Source organism: Ketobacter sp. (assembly GCF_003671495.1).
Lineage (GTDB): Bacteria > Pseudomonadota > Gammaproteobacteria > Pseudomonadales > Ketobacteraceae > Ketobacter.
Genome location: NZ_RCHN01000027.1, coordinates 14389 through 27267, shown reverse-complemented (window position 1 = coordinate 27267; position 12879 = coordinate 14389). Strand labels below are relative to the sequence as shown.

The window sequence follows — 12879 nt, the reverse complement described above, 5'->3', positions numbered from 1 at the left end:
GACGTATCGCCGTGACACAGTATAAGGAAACAGCATGTTTGATATCACCGTCTATCAGTTCAGCCGGGCCTGGGGTTTGCCCAACGCATCGCCCTTCTGCATGAAATTGGAAGGCTATCTCAAACTCGGACAGTTGCCCTATAAGATTGTCGAACAGAATGATCCACGCAAAGGCCCGAAAAGCAAAATCCCCTACGTGAAAATCGACAAGCAGATCATGGGGGATTCCGAGCAGATCTATGAGTTTCTCCACTCCCACCACGCCATCGACCTGGATGCACCGCTCACCGATGAGCAACGTGCCGTGCAGCACGCCATGCGTTCCATGTGTGAAGAAAGCCTGTATTTTGTGATGCTGTACAGCCGCTGGATGGATGATGCCAACTGGGATCAGGTGCGCGATACCATGTTTGCCGGCATTCCCAAGTTGATCCGCCCGGTGATCACCAACCAGATCCGCAAGAAAATCCAGGGGGACCTGGTGGGGCAGGGCATGGGGCGCCACAACACGGCAGAGGTCTATTCCATCGGCGCCAAGCACGTGAATGCGCTGGGGCAGTATCTGGGGGATAAAACCTGGTTCGGTGAGCAACAGCCGGTGAAACTGGATGTGGTGGCGGTGAGCTATCTGGCCAACATTCTTAAGCCCCCCATCGAAACCCCGTTAAAAGCCACCGTGAAAAAATGGCCTAACCTGGTGAGCTTCACCGAGCGGGCCCTCACTGAAATTTTCGGCACGTGATATAGTGCGCGCCCTTTTATTGAAACAGCCGTTGATGACGCAGTATGACTGACTCCTCCCCTCTGATAATTTTTCACGCCAATTGCCTGGACGGTTTTGGCAGCGCCTACAGTGCCTGGGTGCACTTTCAATTGAACCTGAACGTCAGCGCCGAGTACCTGCCGGCGGCCCATGGGGATACGCCCCCTGCGGCCCATAATCGAACCGTGTACCTGCTGGACTACGCCTACAAACGTGAAGGCATGGAGCAACTGTGCCAGCAGGCGGCCAAAGTGATTGTGCTGGATCATCATATTACGGCGGTGAACGAGTTGGCGGGCATGGACCAACAGTTCGACAATCTGGAGCTGCATTTTGATATGGAGCGCTCCGGGGCCATGATTACCTGGGAATACTTTCATTCCACGGCCGCGCCCAAATTGATTGCCTGCGTGCAGGACCGGGACATGTGGTGGTGGAACATTCCGGAGAGTCATGACGTGAACGCAGGATTGATGTCGCAACCGTTTACATTCGAACGCTGGCATGAGGCGGTGCAGGATGAACAGGCGTTTCAGTGCCTGGTGAACGACGGCAACGCCATCAATCGTTATCGCACGCAAATGATCGAGCAAGGCAAGCGGGCGGCGGAAATGGGCACCATTGCCGGCCATCGGGTGCCCATTGTGAATTGCCCCCGTGCCATTGTCAGTGAATTGGTGGGGGAACTGGCGGAAGGTCATCCGTTTGCGGCGGGTTACAGTGATAAGGGATTGCGCCGCAGCTGGTCGTTGCGTTCGGCGCAGGATGGCGCGGATGTGGCGCAGATTGCCCAGCAGTTTGGTGGCGGTGGCCACAAAAATGCCGCCGGGTTTGTCACCTGGCTGGGGCAGGATAATCTGGTGATTGAGCCCGGCTCAGCCTAAATGCGATCCCTGCGCTTCAAGATCGCCGCGCTGGCGGCAGTCAGTATGCTTTGGTCAACGCCGCTGGCCGCTGCGGAAGTGGACCAGTTCACCCGGCCGGACGGTGCGCCGGCAAACCTGCCGGACAGCACCACGGTGTTGAACCAGGAAGTGAACCGGCGGCTGCAATTGGCCGTGCAGCGGGCCAATGCCAGAATCATGCGAACCCAACCCAAAACCGCCCCCAAATGGATTGCACCGGGCTGTGATGAAGAGCGGCTCTACACCAAGCTGGTGGAACAACTGGCCCGCAGCCTGATCGGTCAGCTGGAGTCTTTCGCGGAGGAGAGCGAGCAGATTACCCGGCGCCGTGTGCCGTTGCAGGAATCCATCTATCAGGACTTTGCCTGGCAGGCGTCGCCATCGCTGGTGCTGTCGGAACGCATGGCATCGGTGATCCATGTGAATGGGGTGGACATCGGCACCGACAAGCTGGGTCACTTCTTCACGGAAGGCTTCAGTTATTTTGTGGTGACTGATCATCTGCACCGTACCCTTGAGAGTGGCCTGTTGTTCGGTGAATGGTCGGAGGCCGTGTACTTCGGCGCCCAGACCACCGGAGTGTTCTCCTACGCGGACCTGACCGCCAATTTTCACGGCTTGCGCTTCTGGAATCGGATTCTTGCGCTGCACCCGGACCCGCTCACCGGACAATCCCCTTCCCCCTACGTGGTCTGTGTGCAGAAGCAATGGCGTGTGGCCAATGCCTTTCATTGGTCGGACTATGTGGACGCAGCCTGGGATGAAAGCATTAACTGCCCTTTGTTGCGGGATGAAGCGTTGCTGACCAGCGTGCGTGAGCAGAACGTCCAGTGCCGCACGGATCAGCTGCCGCGGCAGCAGTACGGCCGCCTCGGTGAGCGCCTGTTGAACCCTTCCGGTCACGGGATCATTCCGGAGCAATTGCAACCGGAAGTCATCCTGCGCAAACGGGCGGATCGCAGTGATGTGGATATTTCCGAAAAAACGTTGCAGTACGTTAGTGAGCTGCGTGCCCGGATTGAGGTGTGGCGGCGGGAGAGCATTGCGGCGGCCAAAGCCGCTTTGCAAACCCCTTAATCCTGGCGTACGTCATTCAATATGTTGATTCGACATCTCTCTTTCTAGCGCTGCTCTGCGTCGCCGCTCAAGGCTTTTTGCCATTTCTTTGCTCCTCTTTTGTCTTACCTAGCACGACAGGCATTTCTTCCGGATCACACGGCATCCAATAACAAGAGGCAAAGGCGATGAAATCCCAAACTAAACTATGGCTTACCTCGGCGGCGACTCTGTTGCTGGCCGCCTGTGGTGGTGGCAACGCCGGGGGCACCCTGACGGTGTCGCAACCGGTGGGCGGTACCATCGTATCCGCAGACGGCAATATCCAGTGCGGTGCGGACTGTGAGCATGACTATACCAGCGACACCACGGTGACGCTCACCGCCACCGCCCAGGCGGGATACCAGTTCCTGAATTGGCTGGATGACTGTTCCGGTACCGAGGCAACCTGCGAGGTAACCGTCAGCGATGATCGCACCGTAGGCGCCGTGTTCAACGAGAACTCCGACCCGGGCATTGGCGCGGTACTGCAGGTGCGCGCCGGCACCGTGATCAATCTGAACTACACCGGTTCCACTGATCCCTTTGACTACGCCGGGATCTATGCCCTGGATGGGGAAAACACGCAATACCTTGAGCGCAGTCGACTGGCCCAGGACTTTGGCAGCACCACCATCCGGGTGCCCACCATCGCCGGCACCTATCAGTTTCGGATGATCAACAACAAATACGAAACCATTGTCATCGACGACAACCTGGAAGTGCTGCCTTATAACACGCAATTCAACCTGGAAACCCCGGCCCTGAGCCCGGAAGACGTGGTACGGGTGAGCTATCAGGGCTCCACCCACGATTTTGATTACATTGCGGTGATACCGGAAGGGGGCACCAATACCGGCTACGCCAGCCGTGCCCGCCTGGCTGATCCGGAGGGCGAAGTGGATCTGTCCATGCCGGCCCAGGAAGGGCGCTATGAAATCCGCATGATCAACAACAAGTATGAAACCATCTCTTCCAGCCTGACAGTGGATCTGTCCTACTCCGCGTCGGTCAGCACGGTGCAGCAGGCCTATCCCGGCCAGACCATCAATGTCAGCTTCAGTGGTTCCACCCAGGATTTTGATTACATCGCCCTGTATCCGCAGAACGTGGCCAACACCGGTTATCTGTCGCGGGTGCGTTTGGCGGGAGTGAGCAGCGGAACCGTGCAAATAACCCTGCCGGACGCCACCGGCATGTATACCGTCAAGATGATCAATCAGGGCTATGAGACCATGGCCAGCCACGAATACGTGAGTGTGCTGGACAGCAATGCAGTGGAAGTGTTTGTGGCGCCGGATCTGGCGCTGCGTGGGGAAACACTGACCATCGCGTACAGCGGTGTCAGTGGTGGCGAAGCGGTGGCCCTGTTCGAACAGGGGGCCCCCAACAGCGCGCCGTTGGCCTCCGCGGCCATCGGTGTGGTGCCGGCGGGCAACATTCAATTGCCGGCACCGGATGCAGTGGGGTATTACGAGCTGCGCCTGTTGTCTGCTGCCCAGCAAACCCTGGCTGCAATGGAGTATGTAAAAGTCATCGATCCCGCGCAGGTGCATGTGGAAATTCCCCAGACGGTGCAGCCTGGCGACACCATCCCGATTATTTTCTCCGGCTCCGCAGACAACTTCGACTACATCGCCATCTATCCGTTGGGGGAAGACAACCTGGTGAGCTACACCACCCGCATTCGGGTGGCCGATGCCAACGGCATGGTGGATTTCCGGATGCCCACGGTGGCGGGGCAGTACGTGGTGCGCCTGATCAATTCCCAGTATGAATTGCTGGATGAGGGGAACACCTTTACCGTAGAGCCCTATGCAGCCACGGTGACCCTGTCCAGTTATGAGGTCACTCCCGGGCAGAGCATTGATGTTCAATACACCGGTTCCACCAACGGCTTTGACTATGTGGCCTTCTATGCGCCCGGTGCCACCAATACCCAGTACACCCAGCGGGTGCGTTTGCCGCAGGATGCCGGTGAGGTCTCGGTCACTGCCCCCAGTGCAGAAGGCGCTTATCAGATCCGTATGATCAATAACGCCTACGAAACCATTCTGGAAGCTGGTGTACTGGACGTGGCCTACGACGACGCCTTTGTGGGTGGCCCCGAGTTCGGCCTGCCGGGCCAGCAGGTGACGGTGAGCTTCAATGGTTCCACGGAGGACTTCGACTATGTGGCTTTGTACGCCCAGCACGCCGCCAACACCGGCTATCTGAGCCGGGTGCGCCTGAACGGTGTGACGGAAGGTGACGTAACGCTGAATCTGCCGGAGCAAACCGGCATGTACGATGTGCGCATGATCAACAACGGCTACGTTACCATCGCCGACGGCGTGCCCATCGCGGTGCTGGATCCTTCCCTGTCTGAAATCTTCACCGCGCCGGTGTGGGATGAATCCGGGTCCCAGATGCATGTGGCCTATTCCCATCCACTGGCCCTGGAAGGCGCCACCGTGGGGGTGTATGCCCAGGGTGCCGCTAATAATATGCCCATTGCCGAGTTGCCTGCCAGCGAGTTCCCCCAAGGGCGTGTCACCATGAACCTGCCGGCCAACGCCGGCATCTACCACGTGCGACTGGTGAGTGCCGAGGACCAGACCCTGGCCAGTGCCCGCCTGGTGTATTCCATCAATCCGGCAGAAGAAAACCTCTTTATCCCGGATGAGGTGCGTGCCGGTGAAACCCTGTGGGTTGGCTTCTCCGGATCGGACGATGCCTTTGATTATGCCGCCAGCTACCCGGTGGGGCAGTCCAACAACACCAGCTACTACAATCGGGAACGCCTGGCGGCCAACTACGGTGTGGTATCGTTGCGGGTGCCTACGGTAGCCGGTGAATACGATCTGCGCATGATCTCCAACAGCTATGTCACGCAAGTGGAAGGCAATCGCTTCACCGTGGCGCCCTATAATGCCACCGCCGGTTTTGTCTCGGTGGCAGAGCCCACCCAGTCCATCCAGGTGAGTTACTCCGGTTCCACTGATCCGTTCGACTATTTTGCTTTTTATGCCCCCGGGGCGGCGAATACCAGTTATGTGGGGCGGGTGCGTTTGCCCAGCGAATCCGGTGTGGCCAGCATTAATATGCCGGATACAGAGGGCCAGTATGAAGTGCGACTGATCAACAACAAGTACGAAACCATCGCTGAACTGGGCACTATCCTGGCGGCGTACAACAGCAGCATTTCAGTGTCGGCCCAGGAGTTGGCGAGCCCCGGTGAAGAGATCACGGTGTCCTTTGTGGGTTCCACCGAAGACTGGGATTACATCGCTCTCTATCCGCAGCATGCCACCAATACTGCCTACCTGACCCGGGTACGGCTCAATGGCTTGAACGAGGGCGCTATCCCGCTGCAGTTGCCCACGGAAACCGGCATCTATGACATCCGTATGATCAATCGCGGCTACGTCACCATGAGTAACAACATCACCGTCAGCGTGCTGGATCAGAGTCTCACAGAGTTGTTCATCGCGCCGGAAATCGCTGCCCCGGGTGCACCGGTGACCTTCGGTTACAGTGGGTCATTCGCAGCGGGCAATACCATCGGCATTTACCATCAGCTGTCAGGCGCTGCGTTGAATACGGGCACGCTGCCTGTGGGCTTTGGCAATGCGACCCTGACTGCCCCGGCGGCGGATGGTGTGTATCACGTGGAAATGCGCAACGGCAGCAACCAAGCCCTGGCGCAGGCCAATCTGTTGTATGTGCTGGACCCTTCCCGTTCGGCGGTGCATGGCCCTGCGGTGGTGCGGGCGGGAGATACCGTGCGCTTCATTTACTCCGGCGTGACCGGCAGTTTCCCCCGTATTGCGTTTTATGCCGCGGTGCCGGGGGAATATTCTGCCCTGTCCTCCCGCTTGCCTGCTGCCAGTGGTGCACAATACCTGCGGGTGCCCACTGTCGCCGGAACCTATCGGGTGCAGGTGATCGACAACAACAACGCGCTGTTGATAGATGGTCACGACATTGTGATCGAACCCTATGACGGAGATATTGATCCGGAGTAAGGGCGGTTGCTAGCCGTGCAAAACACCTGAAAGCAAACCAAAAGGGCTGGATCATCCAGCCCTTTTTCATTAATCAAAATAGTGGTGCTCCACCTCGTAAACCTGATCCTCCGGGCGGTCGATCTCGGAGGTGATGCCGGAATTGCGACGGGTGCGTCCGGCGGCGTATTGAAAGCCGGGGCCGGCCATCATCTCGTCGCAGAGCAGGCATTGATTCAATTGGCCACCGTTGGTGTTGGGGCTGGATTCGGTGCCCAGGATGAGGGGGATCAGGCCGTATTCCTGCACACACCGGACAAAGCAGGATTGGGTTGTCTGTTGTGCATTGAAGGCCCAGCTTTCGGCACAGGCGGAGGTAAAACCGATGTCTTCCATGCAACGTTGTTTGGCGGTGAAGCCCTGCTGTTTGCTGCAGGTCTTGGCCATGACGGTGAGATCCAGGGAGCCGTACACCGCCAGATCCTGCAAGGTGGAGCAACTGCCGCATTGCTGGTAATGGGTGAGCTGAAAGCCAGGGGTACTGTCCAATTCTGTGCGGTTGCTGAAACTGGCCAGCTCATACTGAGCGCTGTCGTCTTCCAGAAAACGAAGGCCGCAAACGGCCGCCTGGTCCGGCTCGGTCAGCCGACTCTGCCACCAGGCGTACACCACCTCATTGGCGGGAAACGCCTGCAGGGGAATGCCGGTTTCGGTAATGCTGTAGCGGCAATGGGTATCCTGCCAGCATTCGGCAAAATTCATCAGGGTAAGGGGTTGATAGGGGGAGCGGCTGATGGTGGTTTCCGCCGGGGTCGCGAGCAATTGATTCTGCGCCAGAATGTCGTGGAGGTTGATGGCCTGGCTGTTGTGCATGCGGGCCAGTGTGGTGTCGTCAAAGGCCGGTTGTGGCAGAGGGGCGATGTCCAGAGGCGGATTGCACCCGGCCAGGCCCATTCCCATTCCTATGACCGTTCCCATTCCCATTCCAATGGCACGGAAGGTTCTTGCAAACAGGGTTCCCAACGGCGATGGTAATCGCCACCGCGGTGTAGGCCAGGTGGGCATAACAGGCTCGCTTTTTTTTTGTTGTTATAGGCCCGATGCTACTGGATTCGTCAGCCTAATGTAATGCTATTTACCGCGGCGGGGCTTTTTGCCAGCTGTGCCGGCACGGGGCGGCAGGCCTGTGTGTTGGGTCAGGATTCTGCCTTTGCCCGCCTTGGCGCGGGTGCCCGAGGGGTTGGGCTTGTTAGGCTTGCGTTGGTGCGGTTTTGATGAGGGGTGATTCGCCGGCTGCGTCGGTGGCACCAGGTGCTTTTTGCCATAGCCGATCAGGTGTGCCTTACCCATGCGCTTCAGGGCCTCCCGCAACATGGGCCAGTTGTCCGGATCGTGGTAGCGTAAAAACGCTTTATGCAGGCGGCGCTGCTTTTCCCCTTTGGGAATGAACACCTTTTCCGTTTTGTAGTTGATCCGGTGAATGGGGTCTTTTTCCGTGTGGTACATGGCGGTGGCCATGGCCATGGGGGAGGGGTAAAAGGTTTGCACCTGATCCGCCCGGAAACCATTGTTCTTCAGCCAGAACGCCAGCCCCAACATGTCTTCATCGGTGGTGCCCGGGTGGGCGGCGATGAAGTAGGGAATCAGGTATTGCTCCTTGCCCGCCTCCCTGGAGAAACGGTCGAACATTTCCTTGAACTGATCGTAGGCGCCCATGCCCGGCTTCATCATTTTCGACAGGGGGGCGTCTTCGGTGTGCTCCGGCGCAATTTTCAAGTACCCACCCACGTGATGGGTCACCAGCTCTTTCACGTACTCCGGGTCCAGCACCGCCAGATCGTAGCGCAGGCCGGAGGCAATCATGATGCGCTTGATGCCGGGCAGTTCCCGCGCCCGTCGATACAGGCGGGTGGTGGGGCTGTGATCGGTCACCAGGTTTTTACAGATGGTGGGAAACACGCAGGACAGCCGCCGGCAGTTCTGGTGAATGTCCTCACTCACGCAATTCAGCATGTACATGTTGGCGGTGGGGCCGCCCAGGTCGGAAATGGTGCCGGTAAAGCCCGGCGTCATATCGCGAATCTTTTCCACTTCGCGGATGATGGAATCTTCCGAGCGACTCTGGATGACCCGCCCTTCGTGTTCGGTGATGGAACAGAAAGAACAGCCGCCAAAGCAACCGCGCATGATGTTCACGGAGAAGCGAATCATTTCATAGGCGGGAATGCGGGCGTCGCCGTAGGCCGGGTGGGGCACCCGCTGGAACGGCAGCTCGAACACATCGTCCAGTTCTTCTGTAGAGAGAGGCACCGGTGGAGGGTTCATCCACAGAAAGCGGTCGCCGTGCTTTTGCACCAGGGTACGGGCGTTGGAGGGGTTGGTTTCCAGATGCAGCACCCGCGAGGTATGCGCATACAGCACGGGATCTTTGCTGACCTTTTCATAGGAGGGCAGCATGACGTATTGCTTTTTGCTGCCGGCAGCGGGGCGGATGTGCACCACCTGGGTATCCTGCTGGGTTGGGCCATTGTCGCCGCTGGCGCAGGGGGCCTCCAGGGCCGCGTTGGTCTGCTCCCAGTGATAGGGGTTGTAGTGGGGGTCCACTTTTCCGGGGGTGTCGATGCGGGTGGAATCCTTTACTTCCCAGTCCGCGGGCAGTTCGTTGATCAGGCAGGCGGTGCCGCGTACGTCGCGGATATCCTTCATGGCCTGGCCTGCCGCCACCCGGTGGGCGACTTCCACCACCGCCCGTTCCGCGTTGCCGTAGACCAGCAGATCGGCCTTGGAATCCATCAGCACCGAACGGCGTACCTTGTTGCTCCAGTAATCGTAATGAGCAATGCGGCGCAGACTGGCCTCGATACCCCCAATCAACACAGGGATATCTTTATAGGCTTCGCGGCAGCGCTGGGAATACACCAACACCGCCCGATCCGGCCGCTTGCCCCCTTCATTGTTGGGGGTATAGGCGTCGTCATGGCGGATTTTCAGGTCCGCCGTGTAACGGTTGATCATGGAATCCATGTTGCCGGCGGACACCGCAAAGAACAGGTTGGGGCGGCCCAGGGCGCGGAACGGTTCTGCGCTGTTCCAGTCGGGCTGGGCAATGATGCCTACCCGAAATCCTTGGGATTCCAACAACCTACCGATTACCGCCATGCCGAAGCTGGGGTGATCCACATAGGCGTCACCGCTGATAATGATGATGTCGCAGCTGTCCCAACCCAGGGTGTCCATCTCCCGGCGGGACATGGGCAGAAACGGGGCCGTGCCGTAGCATTCCGCCCAATAGCGCGGATAGGTAAAGAGGGATTTGGCTGCTTGCATAGGATTTAACAGGGGACTGCCGAGAATTAATCCGCCAATTCTAGCGGAACTGCAGACATATCACCAATGATCTTGCAGTCCGCTTTCCCTGTTACCAAGCCTGTTACTGTGCCTGTTGCTAGCCTTGCTTGAAGAAACTCAGCTCCTGGTGCATTTTGCTGACCTGATCCACCATGGACGTGGTGGCGGCGGTGGCCTGCTCCATCAGGGCGGAATTCTGTTGCGTGGTTTCATCAATGCTGCTGATGGCCTGGTTCACCTGCTGCACACCCACCAGCTGCTCGGAGGCCGAGGCCGCGATTTCGGACACCTGTTCAGTCACCTTCACCACCTGGTTGATGATCTCCTCCAGGGTCTCGCCGGATTTGAACACCATCTGGGTGCCGGTTTCCACTTTGTCCACACTGTCTTTGATGAGTTGGCCGATTTCCTTGGCGGCGGCGGCCGAGCGTTGTGCCAGGTTGCGTACCTCACCCGCCACCACAGCGAACCCCCGCCCCTGGTCGCCGGCGCGGGCAGCTTCCACTGCAGCGTTCAGGGCCAGCAGGTTGGTCTGGAAGGCGATCTCGTCGATGGTGCCGATGATGTCGGCGATTTGTTTGCTGGAGCTGGCAATGGCGCTCATGGCCTGAATGGCGGCGTCCACTACTTCTTTACCCTGGGTAGCGGATTCCTTGGCGGTCTGGGCGGTGCGGTTGGCGTTACCGGCGTTGGTGGTGCTGGTGTTCAGTTGCGCCGTCATTTGTTCCATGCTGGAGGCGGTTTCTTCCAGCGAGGCGGCCTGGCTTTCGGTACGGCGGCTTAAATCCAGGTTGCCGCTCTGGATTTCGGTGGCCCCCACCTGGATGTCGTTGGCGGCGGTCTGGATGCTGGCCACCAGATTCTGCAGGCGATCGAAGGTGGTATTCATCGCAGTCTTGAGCTGATCGAATTCGCCCTGATACTGGCCCCTAACCCGTTGACTCAGGTCGCCTTCTGCCAGCGCAAGCAGACAATGGCTGATCTCGTTCACCGCCAATTTACGTTCGGTGACATCGGTGGCGAACTTCACCACTTTATAGGGTTTGCCGGAGGCATCGAAGATGGGGTTGTAAGAGGCCTGAATCCAGATGCGGCGCCCGCCTTTGGCAATGCGTTCATACTCTTCGCTGAAAAACTCACCCTTATTGAGGGCTTTCCAGAAGGCCCGGTATTCTTCCGACTGGGCATAGGCTTCATCCACAAACAGGCGGTGGTGTTGGCCTTTGACTTCCTCCAGCGTGTAGCCCATGGCCTGCAGGAAATTGTCGTTGGCGTGGCGGATGATGCCGTTCAGCTCAAACTCAATGACCGCCTGGGAACGGGAGATGGCGTTGAGTTGGCCTTCGTAGTCGGCGTTGCGCAGCTTATCTTCGGTAATGTCGGTGGCGTATTTCACGACTTTCACCGGCTTGCCGTTCATGTCCAGAATCGGGTTGTAGGAGGCCTGAATCCACACTTCCCGCTGATGTTTGCCGAAACGCTTGTACTCCCCGGTAAAATGCTGGCCTTCATTCAGGGCTTGCCAGAACGCCTTATACTCTGCGGATTGGCGCTCTTCGGGGGCCACAAACAGGCTGTGATGTTGGCCTTTCACTTCAGCGAGCGTATAACCCATGGCTTGCAGGAAATTGTCGTTGGCGTGCTGGATGGTTCCATCCAGGTCGAACTCAATGACTGCCTGGGAGCGGGAGATGGCATCAATCTGACCGGAATAGTCCGCGTTGATCAGGGTTTGCCGGGTTACGTCGGTGGCAAATTTGATGACCCGATAGGGCTTGCCGTGCTCGTCCAGGATGGGGTTATAGGTGGCCTGAATCCAGATCTCGCGCCCGTCTTTGCCAAAGCGCTGGAAGGTGGCGGATTGAAACTCACCCCGGCGCAGGCGGTTCCAGAACTCCCGGTACTCGGCGCTTTGCCCGTATTCCTTGCCCACGAACATGCGATGGTGCTGGCCCCGGATCTCCTCCAGGGTGTAGCCCATGGCGTCCAGAAAGTTTTGATTGGCTTCGAGAATGTTGCCGTCCGGATCGAATTGAATCACTGCCTGGGATCGATCCAGTGCGTCGAATTGACTCAGCAGCGCCTGCCGTTCCCGCTTCTGCTCAGTGATGTCCACCGCGAACTTCACAATGTGGGTAATGTTGCCGTCGGCATCCAGTACCGGGTTGTAGGCGGCCTGAATCCAGACCTCGCTATGGTCCCGGGTGCGCCGCCTGAACTCGCCGGACTGGAATTCACCCCGCCGTAATTGCTGCCAAAACGCCTGATATTGGGGGCTATCGGCATCCTCGTCGCGAACAAAGATGCGGTGGTGCTGGCCCTGGATATCCTGCAGTTGATAGCCCATCAGCTGCAGAAAGAGTGGGTTGGCGTCCCGGATGGTGCCATCCAGTTCGAATTCGATGCGGGCCTGGGTCTTGTCCAGCGCCCGGAGGACGGCCTCCTGCTGGGCTATTCGGTGCTCGGCTTGCTGCAGGCGGGAGCCAGTGATGCGTTCGATGATAGTCGCCAACATGGTGAAATCCCTTCGCGATGACAATGAAAAATGCTTCCGATTCTCATCTAAGTCTAGAAAGGGCTTTGGGGTTTGGCGAACCGGCGTGGGTATAAAGAGCCATCAGGCCGGTTTTCCTGAATCATTTAGGTAGCTTGGTGCGCCGTTTGAGCGGGTTTTACGCAGAGTGACTCATTGGTTCAGGCAATGCCATGTTTCTTGCCATTGCCAGATTAGTGCAAAAGCTCTAGAAGTGTCTCCTGTACCAAACCACACAATTCTAACTAC

The 12879-nt window shown here is 58.1% G+C and carries 7 protein-coding genes; 4 read left to right on the top strand and 3 right to left on the bottom strand.

The window, feature by feature from the left end:
* Positions 1–34 precede the first annotated feature (34 nt).
* The 4 genes from D9N14_RS13760 (at position 35) to D9N14_RS13745 (ending at position 6770) form a co-directional block, all read left to right on the top strand.
* Entirely contained in the window at positions 35–742 is a 708-nt protein-coding gene (locus D9N14_RS13760; RefSeq protein WP_290580626.1) for a glutathione S-transferase family protein, read from the top strand.
* A 44-nt stretch (positions 743–786) separates the two neighbouring features.
* Complete coding sequence (locus D9N14_RS13755; RefSeq protein ID WP_290580624.1) at positions 787–1647, top strand: DHH family phosphoesterase; 861 nt, start codon at positions 787–789, stop codon at positions 1645–1647.
* On the top strand, positions 1648–2745 hold the full coding sequence (locus tag D9N14_RS13750; RefSeq protein ID WP_290580622.1) for a hypothetical protein: 1098 nt from the start codon (positions 1648–1650) through the stop codon (positions 2743–2745).
* Positions 2746–2912: 167 nt separating this feature from the next.
* Positions 2913–6770, top strand: coding sequence for an InlB B-repeat-containing protein (locus tag D9N14_RS13745; protein WP_290580620.1), 3858 nt, complete (start codon positions 2913–2915; stop codon positions 6768–6770).
* A gap of 69 nt (positions 6771–6839) precedes the next feature.
* Here D9N14_RS13745 and D9N14_RS13740 read toward each other — a convergent pair whose 3' ends face one another.
* The 3 genes from D9N14_RS13740 to D9N14_RS13730 all read right to left on the bottom strand — a co-directional run bounded on the left by D9N14_RS13740 (position 6840) and on the right by D9N14_RS13730 (position 12612).
* A complete protein-coding gene (locus D9N14_RS13740) occupies positions 6840–7727 on the bottom strand; it encodes a hypothetical protein (protein WP_290580618.1) in 888 nt (295 codons plus the stop codon).
* A gap of 153 nt (positions 7728–7880) precedes the next feature.
* Complete coding sequence (locus D9N14_RS13735; protein WP_290580616.1) at positions 7881–10076, bottom strand: YgiQ family radical SAM protein; 2196 nt, start codon at positions 10074–10076, stop codon at positions 7881–7883.
* Between the two features lie 118 nt (positions 10077–10194).
* A complete protein-coding gene (locus D9N14_RS13730; RefSeq protein WP_290580614.1) occupies positions 10195–12612 on the bottom strand; it encodes a PAS domain S-box protein in 2418 nt (805 codons plus the stop codon).
* Positions 12613–12879 lie beyond the last annotated feature (267 nt).

Bases quoted from the DNA above. Each gene is read 5' to 3' on its own strand.
- D9N14_RS13755 (WP_290580624.1), top strand. From the start codon at position 787: ATGACTGACTCCTCCCCTCTGATAATTTTTCACGCCAATTGCCTGGAC.
- D9N14_RS13740 (WP_290580618.1), bottom strand. From the start codon at position 7,727: ATGGGAACGGTCATAGGAATGGGAATGGGCCTGGCCGGGTGCAATCCG.
- D9N14_RS13750 (WP_290580622.1), top strand. From the start codon at position 1,648: ATGCGATCCCTGCGCTTCAAGATCGCCGCGCTGGCGGCAGTCAGTATG.
- D9N14_RS13760 (WP_290580626.1), top strand. From the start codon at position 35: ATGTTTGATATCACCGTCTATCAGTTCAGCCGGGCCTGGGGTTTGCCC.
- D9N14_RS13735 (WP_290580616.1), bottom strand. From the start codon at position 10,076: ATGCAAGCAGCCAAATCCCTCTTTACCTATCCGCGCTATTGGGCGGAA.
- D9N14_RS13730 (WP_290580614.1), bottom strand. From the start codon at position 12,612: ATGTTGGCGACTATCATCGAACGCATCACTGGCTCCCGCCTGCAGCAA.
- D9N14_RS13745 (WP_290580620.1), top strand. From the start codon at position 2,913: ATGAAATCCCAAACTAAACTATGGCTTACCTCGGCGGCGACTCTGTTG.